15 protein-coding genes are annotated in these 18,759 nt (G+C 64.1%); 5 read left to right on the top strand and 10 right to left on the bottom strand.

The window, feature by feature from the left end; translation table 11 throughout:
- Nucleotides 1–92: 92 nt before the first annotated feature.
- The 5 genes from I2H31_RS04600 to I2H31_RS04620 form a co-directional block, all read right to left on the bottom strand.
- Nucleotides 93–407 (bottom strand): hypothetical protein, encoded by a 315-nt coding sequence (locus I2H31_RS04600; RefSeq protein ID WP_196291836.1) that lies wholly within the window; start codon nucleotides 405–407, stop codon nucleotides 93–95.
- Nucleotides 408–551: 144 nt separating this feature from the next.
- Nucleotides 552–2,246 (bottom strand): S8 family serine peptidase, encoded by a 1,695-nt coding sequence (locus I2H31_RS04605; RefSeq protein WP_196291837.1) that lies wholly within the window; start codon nucleotides 2,244–2,246, stop codon nucleotides 552–554.
- A 41-nt stretch (nucleotides 2,247–2,287) separates the two neighbouring features.
- A complete protein-coding gene (locus I2H31_RS04610; protein WP_196291838.1) occupies nucleotides 2,288–3,103 on the bottom strand; it encodes a hypothetical protein in 816 nt (271 codons plus the stop codon).
- 31 nt (nucleotides 3,104–3,134) lie between these two features.
- Nucleotides 3,135–4,292, bottom strand: a complete 1,158-nt coding sequence (gene mnmA, locus I2H31_RS04615; RefSeq protein WP_196291839.1) for a tRNA 2-thiouridine(34) synthase MnmA — start codon at nucleotides 4,290–4,292, stop codon at nucleotides 3,135–3,137.
- Nucleotides 4,293–4,468: 176 nt separating this feature from the next.
- Complete coding sequence (locus I2H31_RS04620) at nucleotides 4,469–5,890, bottom strand: sugar transferase (protein ID WP_230687476.1); 1,422 nt, start codon at nucleotides 5,888–5,890, stop codon at nucleotides 4,469–4,471.
- 154 nt (nucleotides 5,891–6,044) lie between these two features.
- Between I2H31_RS04620 and I2H31_RS04625 the strand changes: the two genes are divergently transcribed.
- The 5 genes from I2H31_RS04625 to I2H31_RS04645 all read left to right on the top strand — a co-directional run bounded on the left by I2H31_RS04625 (nucleotide 6,045) and on the right by I2H31_RS04645 (nucleotide 12,791).
- Nucleotides 6,045–6,707, top strand: coding sequence for a protein-L-isoaspartate(D-aspartate) O-methyltransferase (locus I2H31_RS04625; protein WP_196292485.1), 663 nt, complete (start codon nucleotides 6,045–6,047; stop codon nucleotides 6,705–6,707).
- A 128-nt stretch (nucleotides 6,708–6,835) separates the two neighbouring features.
- On the top strand, nucleotides 6,836–9,052 hold the full coding sequence (locus I2H31_RS04630; protein WP_196291840.1) for a M43 family zinc metalloprotease: 2,217 nt from the start codon (nucleotides 6,836–6,838) through the stop codon (nucleotides 9,050–9,052).
- Nucleotides 9,053–9,167: 115 nt separating this feature from the next.
- Nucleotides 9,168–11,336, top strand: coding sequence for a M43 family zinc metalloprotease (locus I2H31_RS04635; RefSeq protein WP_196291841.1), 2,169 nt, complete (start codon nucleotides 9,168–9,170; stop codon nucleotides 11,334–11,336).
- A 161-nt stretch (nucleotides 11,337–11,497) separates the two neighbouring features.
- Nucleotides 11,498–12,016, top strand: coding sequence for an acyl-CoA thioesterase (locus I2H31_RS04640; RefSeq protein WP_196291842.1), 519 nt, complete (start codon nucleotides 11,498–11,500; stop codon nucleotides 12,014–12,016).
- A gap of 49 nt (nucleotides 12,017–12,065) precedes the next feature.
- Entirely contained in the window at nucleotides 12,066–12,791 is a 726-nt protein-coding gene (locus tag I2H31_RS04645) for a hypothetical protein (protein ID WP_196291843.1), read from the top strand.
- Nucleotides 12,792–12,855: 64 nt separating this feature from the next.
- Here the strand turns inward: I2H31_RS04645 and I2H31_RS04650 are convergent, their stop codons facing one another.
- From I2H31_RS04650 to I2H31_RS04670, 5 genes are all read right to left on the bottom strand, one after another.
- Nucleotides 12,856–13,977, bottom strand: a complete 1,122-nt coding sequence (locus tag I2H31_RS04650) for a TlpA disulfide reductase family protein (protein ID WP_196291844.1) — start codon at nucleotides 13,975–13,977, stop codon at nucleotides 12,856–12,858.
- 217 nt (nucleotides 13,978–14,194) lie between these two features.
- On the bottom strand, nucleotides 14,195–15,655 hold the full coding sequence (gene gatB / locus I2H31_RS04655) for an Asp-tRNA(Asn)/Glu-tRNA(Gln) amidotransferase subunit GatB (protein ID WP_196291845.1): 1,461 nt from the start codon (nucleotides 15,653–15,655) through the stop codon (nucleotides 14,195–14,197).
- Nucleotides 15,656–15,779: 124 nt separating this feature from the next.
- Entirely contained in the window at nucleotides 15,780–16,700 is a 921-nt protein-coding gene (locus I2H31_RS25605; RefSeq protein WP_196291846.1) for a TonB family protein, read from the bottom strand.
- Between the two features lie 148 nt (nucleotides 16,701–16,848).
- Nucleotides 16,849–17,820 (bottom strand): LIC11966 family surface protein, encoded by a 972-nt coding sequence (locus I2H31_RS04665; protein ID WP_196291847.1) that lies wholly within the window; start codon nucleotides 17,818–17,820, stop codon nucleotides 16,849–16,851.
- 109 nt (nucleotides 17,821–17,929) lie between these two features.
- Complete coding sequence (locus tag I2H31_RS04670; protein ID WP_196291848.1) at nucleotides 17,930–18,754, bottom strand: energy transducer TonB; 825 nt, start codon at nucleotides 18,752–18,754, stop codon at nucleotides 17,930–17,932.
- Nucleotides 18,755–18,759 lie beyond the last annotated feature (5 nt).

The raw sequence follows: 18,759 nt of genomic DNA on the forward strand, positions 1-18,759 counted from the left end.
ATGAGAAAGATGTCGCAGATGCGGATACAAATAACGGCTCCACCGTGTGGTGGAGCCGTTATGGAAGCTTAACCGCGAAGCGAACAAAAGGATTACTTCTCGACCTTTTCCACGGCGCGCCAGTCCAGCTCGCCGGTTTCCTTGCGGCGCAGGAAATAGCTCTGGTCGTCGTCCTTGTTTTTGCCAAAGGTCAGGTCGCCGCGGCACGACAGGCATTTGACCGACGTGTATTTGTATTTGCCCTGCGCGACGCGGCTGGTAAGGTCCAGGTTATCGGAGCCGCACAGGCCGCAGGCCGCCACATCGGGGAAGCTCAGCCGGTCGTATTCCGCCACGGTTTCGTGGAAGTTGTTGCCTTCCACGGTGAAGTGAAACTGGCGGCGCCCGATGCGCTTGGTAATCATCATTTGCAACATGCTGCTGATAGAAAACGAGGTTAATTGATGCTTTAAAATTACGAAATATTGCCCTCAAAAACAAGCAAATATGCCACGGTAATTCCATAAAAAAAGGCCCGCATGCGGGCCTTTTTCCCAAGCACCCAATCAAGCTTACTGCTGCACAAATTTGACGGTGCGGCGGGTGGCGCCGGCGCTCACTTCGCAGGTATAGGCGCCCTTGGCCAGGCGCCCCAGTTGCACGGCCACTTCGCTGGCCGAAGTGGCGCCGAGCTGCTGCTGGGCCACCACCGCGCCGCGGGCATCGAGCACGCGCAGGCGCAGGGGCTGGTCGCGCAGCGCCTCGGGCAGCACCAGCGTCAGGGCGCCGTCGCCGGTGGGGTTGGGAAAGAGGGCCAACGCATCGGGCGCCCCCCGCTGGCCGGTGGCCGACAAGGGCGCCGTGGGGTGCAGGGCGTTGTAGGCCGTCACGAAATTCGGGATGCCGTAGCCCAGGCTGTTGTTGGGGTTCGCGGCCAGCGAGGCCGTGCTGCGCAAAGCGGCAATGACTTGCTGGGCCGTGAGCGTGGGATTGGCCTGCCAAAAACCGGCCACCATGCCCGCCAGTACCGGGCAGGCATACGAGGTGCCGTTGCCCCGAAAAGCCGCCCCATTGGGCGCCAGCACCGCCGCGGCCAGTCCCATGGCCGCCAGCGTAGGCTTGATGCGGCCATCGGCCGACGGGCCGTAGGAGCTGAACGATGCCCTGATGCCAAAAGAATCGACGGCGGCCACCGAAATGATGGAATCGGCATCGGCAGGCGCCGAAATGTAGTGCCAGGGATTCACGCCCTCGTTGCCGGCGGCGCTCACCACCACCATGCCCACCCGGGCCGCAAAAGTGGCCGCCCGCGTGCTGATGGCCGTGCGCCCGTTCATGTCGGCGTAGGTGTAGGAGGTGGAAGGCGCATCGAACGTGGTGTAGCCCAGCGAGGAGCTGATGACGTCGACCCCGGCCGAATCGGCGTATTCGGCGGCGGCCAGCCAGTTGGCTTCCTCAATGGGATGCTCGGAATTGATGTCTTCGGTGATGCACAGGTGAAAGGTAGCCTTGGGTGCCGTGCCGATGTAAAAACCGGCCTGGTTGCCCGCAATGGCCGAGAGGCAATTGGTGCCGTGGCTGTTGCGCAGGTACACGCTCTTGTTGTCATCCACGAAATTACGCGTCGCGGCCAGGCGGTTTTCCTGATAAACCGGCTGCAGGGCCGGAATCTGGTTCACGCCGGGAAAGCCTGCATCGAAGACGGCGATGTGCATGCCGTCGCCGCGAAAACCGGCGTCGTGCATGGCCGTGGCGCCAATCTGCACATCCTGGCGATAGGCCGGGCCGTACTGCGCGCGGGTGGCCAGCGTGCCGCGGGCGGCTGCCGGGGAAACCTGCACCGGGGCCGGCGTGGCTTTCATCACCTGCTGGCTGCGGTTGAGCGTGGCGGCGTTGCGCACGACGGGCAGCGCCGTTATCCGCGCCAGCGTCGCCGAGTCGCAGGACACCACTGCGGCGTTAAACCAGCGCGAGGTGTACACCACCCGCGGGCTGCCCGTAAGGCCTTGAATCTGGGCTACGTAGGCCGGGTTCACCGGCAGGTCGCGCGGGAGCACCGCAATGCCCTGTTTGGTGCGGCGGGCAATGGCCCGGGCCGACAGAAACGCCTGGGGCTGAGCCACCGAGTAGGGCGTGCCGGCCTTGTCGCGGAAATAAACCAAGTGGCGGCGAATGGTGCCCTGGGCCGCCGCCGGGGCATCGGCCAATACCTGAAGCGCGCCCGTCAGCAGCGCAAAAATCACCCAGTTACGTGTGGAAGGCACCATAAGAATCGGCAAAGCTGCGGCTTAATAAGAGGAAGATAAATCTATTTCACCACGTAATCAATCAACGTTTCGCGGCGCGTGGTGGCGGCAAAATACGAGCCCGGCACGTAGGTGATGGTGCTGCCGTTGAGGTAGAAATACGCAAAGAAAAACCGCCGTCGCAGCACCGGCCCCACGCCTTTGGCGAACACCTGCTGGTAGCCGATGCTCTTGAGCAGGCTGCTTTCGGCGGCAGTGCCGGTGTTGTTGGTGGTCAGCGTGGTTTCGTAATTCTTCACCGGCAGCCCCGACGCACCGCCGCCCGTGGCGTAGGGCTGCCCCACGCGGCTGTACTGCCGGGTGAGGTTGGTGACGGTATCGGCGGCGCTGTTGTTGAAGGCGTTCAGGTTCCACGAGGCCTCGTTGCGCACCGGAAAGACGAGTTCCACGGTGCGCACGTTGTTGCGGTTGAGGGCCACAAACTGGTCGTTGGCCGTGAGCACAAATACGCTGTCGTTGACCCACGCCGTGGACGGCGGCACCATTTTGGCCCGCACCAAGCGGTAGGCTTTCCGCCCGGCCGCATCGGTAAACGTTTCGGTGATGGTTTCCCGGAATTTGTACGAACTGACCGTGGCCACGCTGGGCGTCACCTGCGACACCAGCGGGCCGTTGGCAATGGCCTGGCTCCAGGTGGTATCGGTCACGGCGTAAGTCCAGGAGTTGCCCACGGCCACGGGGTAATACCCGGTGCCGGTGTCGGGCCCCGCTTCTATTTCGTTCTTGCAGCTGGCCAGGCCGCCGGCCAATACCACGCCGGCGATAAAGAAACGGGCCGCAGCGACGCCGCCAGGCAGGTTGGAAAGATTCAGAGGCATAGGTATGGGCATAGACAAGCGAAGTAACGAATCAGTTGCCGGCGGCAGCGGCGGCAAAAGGTAAGGGGATTTCGCCAATTACGTGGCGCTCAATCCAGCCGCCGCCCAGCACGTCGTTGCCATCGTAGAAGACGGCGGCCTGGCCGGGCGTGATGGCGTGCACGGGCCCTTCGAAATAGACGCGGATTTTGCCGTCCGCTTCTTCCAGAAACGCAGGGGCGCCGTCGTGGTTGTAGCGCACTTTCACCACGGCCGGCACCAGGCCGCGGCCGGCCAGGCTGGCTTCTTTGCCCATGTTGAGCTTGCCCACTACGGTGGCCGTGCTGGCCAGCTCGTCGTAGTTGCCCAGCACCACTTCGTTGGTATCGGGCCGGATTTCGAGTACGAACGCCGGGTAGCCCAGCGCCACGCCCAGCCCCTTGCGCTGCCCGATGGTGTAAAACGGATACCCTTCGTGCTTGCCGATGACGCGGCCGTTTTTGGTCACGAAGTTGCCGCCGGCCACGCGGGCTTCGAGGCCCGGCACGCGGCGGCGCAGAAAGCCGCGGTAGTCGTTGTCGGGGATGAAGCAGATTTCGTAGCTCTCGGGCTTGTTCACCAGCTCGGTGAAGCCGCGCCGACGGGCTTCGTCGTAAATCTCGGTTTTGCGCATGCCGCCCAGCGGAAACAGCGTGCGGCTCAGGCTCTCCTGGCTCACGCCCCAAAGGGCATAGCTTTGGTCTTTATTTTCGTCGAGGCCTTTGCTCACCACGAAGCGGCCGGTGTTTTCATCCTTGCGGATATTGGCGTAGTGGCCGGTGGCAATGTACTGGCAGCCAAGCTGGTCGGCGCGGCGCAGCAGGGCGTCCCACTTGATGTGGGTGTTGCAGAGCACGCAGGGGTTGGGCGTACGGCCGGCCAGGTATTCGTCGGTGAAATTGTCGATGACAAAATCGCCAAACTCGTCCCGGATGTCGATGATGTAGTGCGGGAAGCCCAGCGTCACGGCAATGTCGCGGGCGTCGTTGATGCTGTCGAGCGAGCAGCAGCCCGTTTCCTTTTTGGAGCCGCCCGCGCTGGCGTAATCCCAGGTTTTCATGGTCATCCCGACCACTTCGTAGCCTTGCTCGTGCAGCAGCACGGCGGCCACGCTGGAGTCAATTCCGCCGCTCATCGCGACGAGTACTCGTCCTTTTCCTTCGGTATTCATATTGGTGGTGCAATTCACCCGGAGCTTGAATGGTTCCGGCCGGCAAGGGCAAAGGTACGCCGTTAGCAAATCAGTTGTCATCCGGAGCAACGCGCAGGACCTTGCCACGTCAGAACCAGCCGCTCCAACGTGAGAAGGTCCTTTGAGTTGCTCCGGATGACCGACGTCACCCAAATTTATTTTCCCCGCCCTTCCACAATGATTTTGAGCGTGTAGAGCAGCACCCGAAAATCCATGGCCAGGCTCATGTTTTCGATGTAGAGGATGTCGAATTTGAGCCGCTCCACCATTTGGGCCACGGTTTCGGCGTAGCCGTACTTCACCTGGCCCAGGGAGGTGAGGCCGGGCCGCACGCGGTGCAGGTGGCGGTAGTGCGGCGCAATTTTCACAATCTGGTCGATGAAGAACTGGCGCTCCGGGCGCGGCCCCACAATGCTCATGTCGCCCTTCAGCACGTTCCAGAACTGGGGCAGCTCGTCGAGGCGCACCTTGCGCATGAAGCGGCCCCATTTGGTGATGCGCGGGTCGTGGTCGGAGCTCAGGGCGGGGCCGGCTTTCTCGGCGTCGACGTACATGGAGCGGAACTTGATGATGCGGAACGGCTGCCCGTTGCGCCCGATGCGCTCCTGCCGGTAAAACACCGGGCCGGGCGACGACAGCTTCACCATCAGGGCCGTGAAGGCGTACACCCAGCTGGCCAGTAGCAGAAACAGCGCCGAGCCCACGATGTCCATCAGCCGCTTCAGAATGATTTGCCACAGGGGCAGCAAATCCTGCTTGATTTCGATGAGCGGCGTGCCAAACAGGTGGTTCACCTTCACCGAGCCCAGCAGCATCTGGTACAGGTCGGGCAGGATGCTGACCCGGGCGGGCGTGCCTTCGAGCAGGGTGAGAATGTCCTGAATGAGCAGGTGCTCGCTGGGCTCGATGGCGATGACGATTTGCTCAATCTTGAGGGCCCGCACCAGCGCTGGCAGCCGCTGATAGGAGCCGTGCGCGGGCAGCTCGGCGGCCAGCTCAGGGTCCACGGTGTCGCCCACGGGCGCGAAGCCGACCAGGCGCAGCCCCAGGTGCCGACTGGTGCGCGCCAGCTCGTGAAATGTATTCAAAGCCAGTGCATTGGAGCCTACCAGCAGCGTAGGAAACGAGATGTTGCCTTTGCGAATGAGGCGCTGCACGCTGCTCACGGCAATGGTGCGGAGCACGGCCGTGATGAAAAAATGCAGCAGGTAGTAGGCTGAAAACGTTTTGTAGTAGGCCTTGTAATTGACCACGCCCTGGTCGTCGAGTAGCAGCGTGAAAAAGATGACCACCGCCCCGAGCAGCGACACCCGCGCCAGCCGGATGATTTCGCCCAGGCGCGACTTGCGGTAGATGTCGCGGTACTCGCCCACCAGCGTGTAGAGGAAGGTCCAGAACACGGCGATGAACATGGCCGAGCCGGTGAGGTCGAACAGGGCGCCTTCGGTGAAGCGGTAGCCGGTGAGCTCGTTGAGCAAGTATTTGCGCACGAGGTAGAAGCACATCCAGGCCAGCAGGGCCGCGCCGAAGTCGGCGGCGACAAGCTTGATGTATTGAAAGCGGCGAATGAGCTGCAAAACGGCGGGCGGGGAGTATTTTAGCGGCCTGAACACAAAAACCGCGCCGTGCAAAGGTAGGGCCCCGCCCGCATGCCAACGCAAGCGCCGGGAACGGCCCCGGCGGCCCGGCGGCCGGGCTTGCTTTTGACAGTACTTCAATCAGCTTTTGGCCATTTCACCGCTTTCGGACACTTACCGCCACCAGGGCCAGCGGCGCGCCCTCGCCCGCGAGCTGCGCCGGCGCGGCATTCACGACGAGCGGGTGCTGGCGGCCATTTCCACGGTGCCGCGCCACCTGTTTTTCGAGCCCGCCTTCGAAGCGCACGCCTACCAGGACAAGGCCTTTCCCATTGGCGAGGGCCAAACCATCTCGCAGCCCTACACGGTGGCGTTTCAGACGCAACTGCTGGGCGTGCGGCCCACCGACAAAGTGCTGGAAGTGGGCACCGGCTCGGGCTACCAGTGCGCGGTGCTGCTCAAGCTCACGCCGCACGTCGACAGCATCGAATTCAACGAGAAGCTCTATGCCCGCACCCGACTGCGGCTGCCGGCGCTGGGGGCGGGCGGCGCGGCCCTGCACTGCGGCGACGGCTCGGTGGGCCTGCCCGGGCGCGCGCCCTTCGACGGCATCCTGGTGACGGCGGGCGCGCCGGGGCTGCCCCCGGCCCTGCTGCGCCAGCTGCAGATAGGCGGCCGGCTGGTGATTCCCGTGGGCGACAACCAGACGCAGCGCATGGTGCGCGTGACCCGCGAAGGGCCCGAGAGTTTCGTGCGCGAAGAGTTTGAGGACTTCCGCTTTGTGCCGCTGCTGGGCGCCAGCGGCTGGCGGGCCTGAGCGCGACGGGCTGCCCGAGCGGCCGGCTAGGCGTAACTTGCTCAGGCAATGCGGCTGCCTCGGCCCGGTGCTTCCGCTCCGGCTGCCGGGCTTTGCTTTTGCCGCCTCATTCTCACCTATCTGAACGCATGTTGAAACTGTTACGCAATGCCCGGCGCTGGTTGCTGGGCGCCGGCGCGGCCCTGGCGCTGGGCCTTCCGGCCGCCGCCCAAACCCCCGCCGGCCTCACCCGCAGCTACCCCGAGCACCGCACCGGCTTCCGCTGCGCGTTCGACAGCGCCCAGCAGGCGGCGTTTGCGCGGCAGCCGGGCGCGGCGGCGGCGTACCAGTCGTTTCTGCGGCAGGTGGCCGCCATGCCCGCGGCGGCCCGGGCGCAACTGCTGGCCGCGCCCGACGTGACAGTGCCCGTGGTGATGCACATCATCCACAACGGCGGCAGCAGCAACATTTCCGACGCGCAGGTGTACGATGCCGTGCGGGTCATCAACGAAGACTACAGCAAAACCAACCCCGACACGGCCGACGTCATCCCCTTCTTCCGGCCGCGCTACGCCAACATCGGCTTCCGGATGCGGCTGGCCCGCCTCGACCCAAACGGCAACTGCACCACGGGCATCACCCGCACCTATTCCACTGACACTAACATCGGCGACGACCGGGTGAAAAGCCTGATAACCTGGGACCAAAGCCGCTACCTCAACATCTGGATTTGCGTGAACGCCAACGGCGCCGGCGGCTATGCCTACCTGCCCTGCACCGGCGGCACCGGCGACGGCATCGTGATTCGCAACGCGCAGTTTGGCAGCATCGGCACGTCGGGCGGCAGCAACCTGGCGGTGCGCTCCCTCACCCACGAAATCGGCCATTACTTTGGCCTGCCCCACACCTGGGGCGGCAGCAACACGCCGGGCCTGCCCGCCAACTGCGGCATCGACGACGGCATTGTCGACACGCCCAACACCATTGGCCAGCAAAACGGCTGCAACCTGGCTTTTTCGCCCTGCACCGACCCGGCCACCGGCCAGCCCATTCTGGCCAACGTGCAGAACTACATGGACTATTCCACCTGCACGCGCATGTTCACCACCGGCCAACGGGCCGTGATGCGGGCCTCGCTGGCCCTGGGCTGCCGCCAGCAGCTCACCTCGCCGGCCAACCTGCTGGCCACCGGCACCAACGACGGCTTCGTGGGCGGGCCCTGCGCACCGGTGGTGGCCTTCCTGCCCGCGGCCACGGTTATCTGCGAAGGCACCACGGTGTCGTTTGACGACTATTCGTACAACGCCGACGCGAACTCGCCCGGCACCACCTACGCCTGGCAGTTTCCGGGCGGCCAGCCCAGCACATCCAACCAGCGCAACCCGGCCATTACGTACCCCACGGGCGGCATTTACGACGTGACGCTGACCGTGACGGTGGGCGGCGCGAGCGGCACAACCACGCGCACGGGGCTGATGCAGGTGATTGGCGGCAGTGCCGGCCTGGTGGGGGCGGTGGCCGAGTCGTTTGAGAACCCCGGCTTTCCCAACAACTTCGCGGGCACGGACCTGCGCAACTGGACCAACTCTTCCACGGGAACCTCGGCCGGGGCCCGCTGGCTGCGCCAGACCAGCACCCCCGGCGGCCTGCAAACCAGCGACGGCGTGGCCTGCATGGCGGTGCGCAGCTCGTTGGTGCCGGCCGGCACCCTCACCCGCCTCGCCTCGCCCAACATCAACCTGAGCGGCTTCACGGCTGCCAACCCGCCGGTGCTCACCTTCGACCGGGCCTACGCCCTGCGACCCACGATTGTGAACGAGTACCTGAGCGTGCAGTTCAGCACCGACTGCGGCCAGACCTGGCAAACCCAGCGCAATTTCTTCGGGCCCGACCTCAACACGCGCGACACCTTGCGGGTTTTCGGCTTCGTGCCCACGGCCGCTTCCGACTGGCAGCCGCTGACCGTGCCCATTGCGGCCAACTACCTCACCAGCCGCTTCCAGATGCGCTTCCAGATGGGCAGCAACGGCGGCAACAACATCTACATCGACCACGTGACCATCGGGCTGGCCACGCCGCTGGCCCACCGCCCCGCGGTTGCCACGAGTGCCGTGCGCGTGTTCCCCAACCCCCTCACGGCCGAAACCGCCGTTGAATTCTCCTTGGCCGCGCCCGGCCCGGTGGAGCTGCGGCTGACCGATTTGCTGGGGCGGCCGGTGCAGCCGGCGGTGCGGGCCGCGGGCCGCGCGGGCACCCAGACGCTGCCGTTGCTGCCGGCCGGCGCCGCGCGGCTGGCGGCGGGCGTGTATGTGGTTGAACTGCAAACGCCTTTGGGACGTTGCACGTCGAAAGTAGTGGTTCCGTAGTGCTTTCCCACGTTCCAACTATTGCTACTTCGTTCTGTTTTTGGAGTCCTGACCTGATTTTTCATCCACCCGCTCATTTCCCTTTCCAAACCACTTCTTATTCTTTCAATTCTTCATGCTGAAACGAATTTTACTTTTTGCCTTCACCTCCTCGCTCGCGCTGGCCAGCACGGAGGCCAGCGCCCAGTCGGTGGCCACCCCAAGCAGTAACTGGTGCGGGTACGACGCGGCCCGGGAGCGGTACTTTGCCGAGCACCCCGGCGCCCGCCAGGCCCAAAAGGACTTAGACCAGCGGCTGAACCAGCTGGCCGCGGCCCAACTCAACAAAGTGACGTACGTGACCGACGTAACCATCCCGGTGGTGGTGCACGTCATCCACGCCAACGGGCCCGAGAACATTAGTGACCAGCAGATTGCCAGCGCCATTGAGCAGCTGAACAAGGATTACCAAAAGCTGAATGCCGATACGGCCAACACGATTCCGCTGTTCCGCCCCATTGCCGCGTCGATTGGCTTCCAGTTCCGCCTGGCCAAAAAAGACCCGAACGGCAACTGTACCACGGGCATCACCCGGCACTACCTGCCCAACTTGCTGAACGACGACCAGAGCGGGGCCGTGCAGGCCGCCGTCCTCTGGGATGCCAGCCGCTACATGAACATCTGGGTGGTGGGCTCCATCGGGGTGGCCTCCAGCGGCGGCATCACGGCCGGCTACGTAAACCCACCCAACAGCCCCACCAACCCCCGGGACGGTTTTGTGGTGCGGAGCGATTTTTTTGGCACCACCGGCACCAGCACCTTCAGCAACAGCCGGGCTTCGACCCACGAAATCGGCCATTACTTCGGCCTGGCTCACCCCTGGGGCAGTACCAACAACCCCGGCACCGGCAGCTGCAGCGGCACCGACAACGTGGCCGACACGCCGCCCACCGACGGCACCCAGAGCTGCAACCTCAACTACGCGCCCTGCGGGCAGATTGCCAACGTCCAGAACTTCATGGACTATTCTTTCTGCTTCACGATGTTTACCCAGGGCCAGCGGGACCGGATGCGCGCCTTGCTGGCGGCCAACCGCACCCAGTTGGTTTCGGCAGCCAACCTGGTGGCCACCGGCACCAACGACGGGTTTGTGTCGCCCAACTGCGCTCCCATTGCCGCGTTTAGCGCCGCCCCCGGGTCCAGCACCACCACGTGCGTGAACTCGCCGGTGGTGCTGCGCGACTTTTCCGCCAATTTCACCTCGGCCGGCGGCCCCGTCACCTATTCGTGGATAATGCCCGGTGGCACCCCCAACCGCGGCACGGGCCAAACCATCACCGTGAGCTACCCCACGGCCGGCATCTACACTGTGACGGAAACGGTGAGCAACAGCGTTGGCAGCAGCTCGGCCACCAGTGCCATCAAGGTGGAAGGGCCCACCGGCGGCGTGTCGGCCCCGCTGACCGAGTCGTTTGAAGACGCCAACTTCCCAACCTTGTTTCCGGAGCCCAGCCTGAGCAACTACACCGTCTCGGGCACCACCAGCGCGGGCGTGGCGAACCCTTCCTACGTGTGGCGCCGGCAGACGGCGGCCACCGCCGCCGATGGCACCGGGTACCTCATCGTCTCGAACCGTCTTTTTCCCGCCGGGACCATCACCTCGCTTGTCACCCCCAACATCGTCATGTCCGGGCTTTCGGGGGGGGCCTCGCTGACGTTTGCGCGGGCCTACGCCTTGCGTTCCGCCACCGACAACGTGCAGCTGCGCGTTGCTTTTAGCTCCGATTGCGGCGCCACGTGGTCGACGCCGACGGTGTTTGACGCGGCTACCCTCAGCACGAAGGGGCGTACCCCCATCGACGGCTTCGCGCCCGCCGCTGCCTCCGACTGGCAGCAGCTCACGGTGCCCATTCCGGCTCAGTTCCAGAATTCGGGTGCCAAAGTGCGTTTCCAGCTGGTAAATGGCACCTCGCAAGGCAACCACTTCTTCTTTGACTTGCTGCGCGTGAGCAGCCCGCTGGCGAGCAAAGACGCCGCCCTGGCCAGCCGCGGCATCAGCGTGTTCCCCAACCCGCTCACCGCCGAAACCGCCGTGCGCCTCAACCTGACGGCCCCCGCCGAAGTGCAGGTGCGCCTCACCGACGTGCTGGGCCGCGACGTGCTGGTGCTGCCCGCCAAAACCTACGGCGCCGGCCAGCAGACCCTGGCCCTCAGCCCGGCCGGCCGGCCGCTGCGGGCGGGCGTCTACGTGGTGCGCATCGCGCTCAACGGCGAAACTTTCAGCAGCAAGCTGACGGTGGAATAAAGCGGCTGACCACCGCTGCCATCTCCTTTACAAAAAGCCCCGCCCTGAAAAGGGCGGGGCTTTTTGCTGCCGCGCAGGCCCGGGCGGCCGCCGTACCTTTGCCGGGCGGCCCGGGCGCTGGTCGGGCGCTGCCGCTGATTCCTGACTTATCCCGCTCCTTCATGCGCAAGCAAAAACCCGTCGCCGATTCTTTCGTCATCATGACCGAATTGGTGCTGCCCAACGACACGAATACCCTCAACAACCTCATGGGCGGCCGCATGATGCACCTGATGGACATCGCCGCCGCCATTTCGGCCCAGAAGCACTCCAACCGCATCGTGGTCACGGCGTCGGTCGACAACGTGTCGTTTCGCGACAGCATCCGGCTCGGCAACGTGGTGACGCTGCAGGCCCAGGTCACGCGCGCCTTCAGCTCCAGCATGGAAGTGCACATCGACGTGTGGGCCGAGGACATCCCGAGCGGCACCAAGCTGAAAACCAACGAGGCTTTTTTCACCTTCGTGGCCGTGGACCAGGCCGGGCGGCCCATCGACGTGCCCGAAGCCGTGCCCGAAACCGAGGAGGAAATCCGCTTGTACGACGGCGCGCTGCGGCGTCGGCAGCTGCGCCTGGTGCTGGCCGGCCGCATGCAGCCCGGCGAAGCCAAGGAACTCAAAGCCTTGTTTGCGCTGGGGTAAAAAAGTGCCGGCGCGGCGTATTTTCGCTACTCCATTTATTCCCTTCGCCATGTCTGCCGAAAAGCTGGCTTTCCTGCAAAATTTCTACACCGACGTGACGCTCTACGTGCCCGGCGAGCCAGTGCCGCCCGTTGCCCCGGCTGCACCGGCCCCGGCGGCGCCCGTCAATGCCGCGCCGCCGGCCCAGCCCCGGCCCGAACCGGCCAACCCGCTGGACAAGGCCCCGGCCCGGCCCGGCCTGCCCAAATCCATTCCCACGGCCAGCCAGGTGCAGTTGGCCGGCCGCCTGGCCAGCGCCACCTCGCCGGCCGCAGCCCCGGAGCCGGCCAGCGTCCCGGCGGCCGCGCCAGTGCCGGCCGATGTGCCACCGGTTATGCTTACGCCCTTCAGCACGCTCGGCAACAATGCTCAGGGCGTGGTGCTGCTGTTTCGGCTGCCTACTGACCAGTTCCAGAAGCTGCACCGCAACGTGTTTCTAAACAAGATGCTGCAGGCCCTGAACCTGGTGATGGCCGACGTGGTGCTGGTGAACGTGGAGGCGGAGCTGCCGGTGGCGCTGGCCAACCTGCGCCGCCAGCTGGCCGCCACGCACATCATCGCCTTCGGCAAAAACCTGCTCGACACTACCATCCGCAACACTCAGATTTACGAGCCCGTGCTGTTTCCCAACCTCAACCTGGCCTACCTGTCCTCGGCCACGGTGGAGCTGGTGGAATACGATGTGAGCCTGAAAAAGCGCCTCTGGCCCGGCCTCCAACGCATGTTTGCGAGCTAATTCAAGATGCACAAAAAAGGCCCGCCTGTTACCAGGCGGGCCTTTTTTGTGCATCTTGAATTAGCTATTTCAACACCTCGGCCAGCTTGGCGGCCAAGGCCTCACCGCGCAGGTTTTTGGCGATGATTTTGCCCTGCGGGTCCAGCAGAAACGACTGCGGAATGGACTTCACGCCGTAGGCGGCGCCGGCCACGCTCTGCCAGCCGGCCAAGTCCGATACGTGGTGCCAGGTGAGGCCATCGGCGGCAATGGCCTTTTCCCACTTGCCCTTGTCCTGGTCCAATGACACGGAGTAGATGGTGAAGCCCTTGCCCTTGTCTTTGAACTGGTTGTAGGCCTTCACCACGTTGGGATTTTCCTGGCGGCAGGGGCCGCACCAGCTCGCCCAGAAATCAATCAGCACGTACTTGCCGCGCAGGCTGCTCAGGGCCAGGGTTTTGCCGTCGGGCTGAGGCAGGTTGATTTCCGGGGCCTGGGTGCCGGGCGCGGTGGCGCGCATGGGTTCCAGCCGGGCCGTGAGCTCCTGGGTGAAGGGCGAAGTGGGGTTGGCCTTGCGCTGCACGCCGGCCAGCGAATCGGCAAAGGCAAAGTCTTCGTCGGGGCTAAGGAATGCGCCCACCGCGAACCCGGTCGCCACGGAAGTCGCGTTGCGGCGGAGGAGGCTCTTGATTCGGGCCGAGTTGCGGCTTTGCAAGGCCAGATACTGGCTTTCGATGGCCTTCATCTCGTCGGTTTTGCCGGCCTGGCCGGCGGCGTTGTAGCGCTGGCCGAGGCTTTCCATCTCGCTGCGGCTACCCTGCATCACCTGCGTGAGCTGGCGGAGCAGCTCAGCGTCCTTGCTGCCCTTCACGGTGTACGACATGGGCAGGCTTTTGGCGTCGCCGCTGAGCTGCACACGGGTTTTGTTGTCGAGCAGCAGCAGCACCTGGTTGGCTTCGTCGAGCTTGAGCTGGTAGATGCCGGGCGTGAGCGCCGTGCCCTTCAACGTAAAATTGCCCGAGCCGTCGGTTTTGGCCTGGCCCTTCTCCACAAACTGGTTGGAGGCGAGTTCCGACAAATGCAGCACCGTGCCCGCTGGGGCGTTCTTGAGCTGGCCCGATACTTCGTAGCCGTCGGCCGCTTCGGCGGGTTGACAGGCGTTGGCCAGGCCCAGCACGGTGGCGGCGATGAAAACAGATTTAATCATAGGGTGAAGCATAAGCTTGTGCGTAAAAATAGCCAACGCCAGGCAGAAAAGTTATTGTTCCAAAAGCGCGAACCGGTAGAGTGTAAACCAGAAGTCATGTCGAGCTTGCCGAGACATCTCGCGTGCCACCACTAACTATATCAAAAAGATTACTTCGGCACGCGAGATGTCTCGGCAAGCTCGACATGACGTTCTTTTTATCCTATTACACCCACTCCTACCCCTCCAGCGCGGTGCGCAGCAGCTGGTTGGCCAGTTTGGGGTCGGCTTTGCCGCCGGTCAGCTTCATGAGCTCGCCCATGAACATGCCGGTGAGCGACTTTTTGCCGGCGCGGTACTCCGCCACCTTGGCCGGGTTGGCGGCCACCACTTGCTCCACCAGCGCGGCCAGCTCGCCGGTGTCGGCTTGCTGGAGCAGGCCGAGGCTTTCGGCGGCGCCGGTGGCGTTGGCGGTGGGGTGCTCCAGCAGGTGCGGAAACAACTGCTTGCTGGCCACCGAGTAGTTCACCTTGCCCGCGTCGATGAGCTCGATGATGCCGGCCAGTTGGGCGGCTTCGAGCGGGAAGTCGGCCATGGTGAGGGCGCGCTCGTTGAGGTAGCTCTTCACCGGGCCCATCACCCAGTTGGCGGAGGCTTTGGCGCTCCCGGGCGTGAGGCGGGCCAGCTCGTCGAAGAACAGGGCCACGTCTTTCTGGTCGATGAGCACCGAGGCGTCGTAGTCGCTCAGGCCCAGCTCGCCGGTGAAGCGCGAATAGAGCTGCTGCGGCAGGGCCGGCAGCTCGGCGGCCACGCGGTGCAGCCACTCGTCCGATATCACCAGCGGCGGCAGGTCGGGCTCGGGGAAGTAGCGGTAGTCGTTGAGGGTTTCCTTGCTGCGCTGGCCGTTGGTGGTGCCGCTGGCGGCGTCGAAGCCGCGGGTTTCGCTGTCCACTTCTTCGCCGGCTTCGATGATGCCAATCTGACGCTCAATCTCATAAGCAATGGCGCGCTGCACGTTGCGAAAGGAATTCATGTTCTTGACCTCCACCTTCATCCCAAACTTCTCGGCGCCTTTGAGCATCACCGAAATGTTGGCGTCGCAGCGCAGCGAGCCTTCTTCCATGTTGCCGTCGCAGATGCCGAGGTATTCCACCAGCTTCTTGATTTCCATCAAATACGCATAGGCTTCCTCGCCGGTCCGGATGTCGGGCTCGCTCACAATCTCAATGAGCGGCACGCCGGCGCGGTTCAGGTCGACCAGGGTTTCGGTTTCGCCGGCCAGGTGCATGCTCTTGCCCGCGTCCTCTTCCATGTGAATGCGCGTCACGCCGATGGACTTGGTGCTGCCGTCGGCCAGGCGAATGTCGACGTGGCCGTCGTAGCAAATCGGGGTTTTGTCCTGGGTAATCTGGTAGCCCTTGGGCAGGTCGGGGTAAAAGTAGTTTTTGCGGGCAAACAGGTTGTCGCGCCGAATCTGGCAGTTGGTGGCCAGGCCCATTTTCATGGCAAACTCCACGGCCGTGCGGTTCACTTTGGGCAGGGTGCCGGGGTGGCCCAGGGTGATGACCGACAGGTTGGTGTTGGGCGCAACGCCGTATTCGTTTTCGTCGGACGAGTACATCTTGCTGTGCGTGAGCAGTTGGGCGTGTACTTCGAGGCCGATGACGGGTTGGTACTTGGCAAGGGTGGCTTCGTCCATATCTAAAAAAGCGGGGTACTAATGGCTATCAGGCCTTAAAGGTACGGCTGCGGCAACGCCAGTCGGTACGCCCGGGGCGGTTTGCCGGCGGTGCCGGCCTCGTCTCGTTCGGTTGCGGCAACGGCTAGTAGCGTCGGCGCCCCGGGTATAGCTGCCGCTCAAAGGGGCTCTGCCGGTTTATCTGCACGTCGTAGTAAATGGGCACGGTGAGCAGGCTGGCCGTGGCTTGGCCGTCGCGCCGGCCCGGCAAGAATGGCCGGGACAGCTTTGGCACGGCCCGCAGGGCGGCCTCGCGCAGGAAGTCGTCGGTGCTGTGCACCACCCGCGCGTCGGTCACCTGGCCATTGGAAGCCACGGCCAGCTCCACCCGCACCTCGCGGCGCCAGCCGTTCTGGTACCACAGCATCTGCTGGCTCAGGCGGTGCATGGCCGCCAGCTCGGCCTTGTTGAGCTTGAGGGCCCGGCTCAGCTCCTTCACCAGCTGCTCGCCGCCGCCGGGGTACAGCGGCAACTGCTCATAGCTGAAATACGGCACCACCTGGCCGTTGGGGGCGTAGCAGGAGCCGATGCCGCACTTGCCCTCCACGTACTGGTCGCGCCGGCGGGGCGTGCCGTCCGGGTAGTAAGTAAGCAATTCGCCGTGGCGCAGGCCGCGCACGTAGTCTTCCTTGGTTTTCATGGCGCCGTCTTCGTACCACGTGGTCATGGTGCCGTGGAGGAGGCGGCGGCCGACGTCGGCGTAGGGCAGGTACTGCATCAGGCGGCCCGACGGGTAGTAGACCTTCGTGACCCCGGCCACGCTGTCGCGAAATGTCGTTTCGGCACAGAAAGCCGTGGAATCGGCCGCCGTGCTGGGCGCGAAATCGGCTGTGTAGAAGATGGCGGGGGCATAGGGCACCGCGGGCGGCGCCGGCGTCACTACCGGCGGCGGTTCGGCCGGCGCAGCCGTTTGCATTTGCTCCGGGGTAGCCCCGGCCTCCTGGGCACGCCCGGCCAGGGGCAGCAGCCCCAGCACCCACACCCACCGCAGCAACGAGCTTTTCACCGGAAGACAGATTCTGTTAAACGCTCCTTAAGGTACGAAGGCTCCGGAAATTAAGGTACGCGGCGGGTTCCTTTTGGCCTTAAACAAGCAAGTCCAGCGCCGGTTTAGCCGACGCTGGACTTGCGGTGAAAAATGCATCGCACAAACCTCAGTCGTTCATCACCGGCACGTAGGTGTCCATAAAGGCGGCGGAGGTTTTGTTGTAGGCCTCGTTGTACTTCTGGTTCTGCGTGTTGTAGGCGTTGATGTTGGCGTTGATGGTTTGGGCGTCCACTTTGGTGAGGCGGTCTTTGTTTTTGAGCAGCTCGGCAATCTGCACGAACTGCTTGGCGCACATCACCACGTAGAGGTTGGCCAAATCGCGGGCCGCGTTGCGGTAGGCCACGTCTTTGCCCCGAAACGCGGGCACAGCCGCCAGCTCCGCCGCCGACTTTTCGGCCTCGGTGGCCAGGGTCGCGCGGGCGGCCTCAAAGGCGGCGGCGTCCTGCGCGTTGAGGGCGTCGGTGAGCTTGGCGCTGGCCTTCTGCACCCGGAAATAGGGCAGGAAAACCTGGTGCTGGTACTTGTTCACGGCCGACACCTGGCGGGTGTACTCGGCCAGCCGCGCCGATTCCTTGCTGCTCTCGATGCTCATGCCGAACTGCTTAGCGAAGCGTTTCTGGGCAGCGTTCACGCTGTCGTCCACCACGGCCAGCTTTTTTTCGGCCTCTTCCTGGGCATCGAAATAGCGCTGCATGGCTTCGAAACTTTCGGTGCGGGTCGAGGCCAGGGCGTTGACCTTTTTGTAGTCGGCCGAGTACACGTCCAGCATGGTTTTGAAGGCGGTGAGGGCGCTGGCGCGCAGCTCGGAGTTGCCTTTGTAGGCGGCGGGCATGCGTTGCACGTTGGCCACGGCCACTTTGTTTTGCTCCACCACTTCGAGGCGGCGGTTTTCAATCTTGCGGTCGTTTTCGCTGTGCGCGGCCTTGCTGATGTAGCGCAGGTTTTTCTTGAGCAGGTCGACCTGCTCGTTCACAATGGCGTTGTTGTAGCTGGCCGGGTCGGTGAAGGACTGGGCCGCGGCGGGCAGGGCAAGGGTTGAAAACAGCAAGCCAGCCGCGAAACGGGTAAAAAGGCGCATGCAGTAAATGAATTGAGGTGGAAGGAAATAATGCGGTAGCAAAGTTGCCCGCATATTCCGATTTTCCAACCCTTGCAAAAATTCTTTTCGCCCTCGCTCCTGCCCTCTTTTACTGGATGCGGAACGTGACCGGCACGGTGAAGGACACGGCCACCGGCTCGCCGTCCTGACGGCCCGGCGTGAATGGCTTGAGCTGACGCACGGCTTCGGCGGCGGCTTGCTGCAGGGCGGCGTAGGCCGCGGTAAGGGTGGCTGGCACCGCGTTTTCGGCCGGCTTGATGGGCTCCACGTGCTGCACGTGGCCGTTTTTGTCCACCACAAATTTCACCTTCACGCTCCCGAACACGTGCTGGCGCAGGGCCGCCGCGGGGTAGCGCGTGTTCAGCTGCACGGCCCGGGCCACGGCCGCCTGGTCGCCGGCGCCTTCGGGGTACACCGGCATTTGCTCGTAGCTGTAGTAGGGCACGGGCTGGCCATCGGGCCCGAAGCACTCGCCGGTGGCGGGCTGGCCGGGCGCGAATTTATCGCGCCGCTTCAGGGTGCCATCCGGGTAGTAGGTCACCAAATCGCCCACAATTTTGCCGCCCTGGAAGGTGGCCTGGTAGCGCAGCTGCCCGCTTTCGTAGTATTGGCTGAAGGTGCCGTGGCGCAGGCCCCGCCGGATGTGGGCGTAGGGCGCAAAGGACTTCAACTTGCCCGAGGGCAGGTAAAACGTTTTGACGGTGCCGCTCACCGTGTCGCGGTAGGTGGTTTCACGGCGCTCCACCGCGCCGGCCTCCGTGGGCAGCTTGTGGCGGTTGGCGTCGAAGTACACGATTTCAACGGGCCGCGCGGCGGGGGCCGCCGCCGGTGAGGCGGGCTGGTCCTGGCCCAGGCTGGCGGTGGCGCGGCCCAGCAGCGTGGCGGCGAGCAGTAGGCGGCAGTAAGTTTTCAAAGGGA

The sequence above is a fragment of the Hymenobacter ruricola genome, from assembly GCF_015694525.1.
Lineage (GTDB): Bacteria > Bacteroidota > Bacteroidia > Cytophagales > Hymenobacteraceae > Hymenobacter > Hymenobacter ruricola.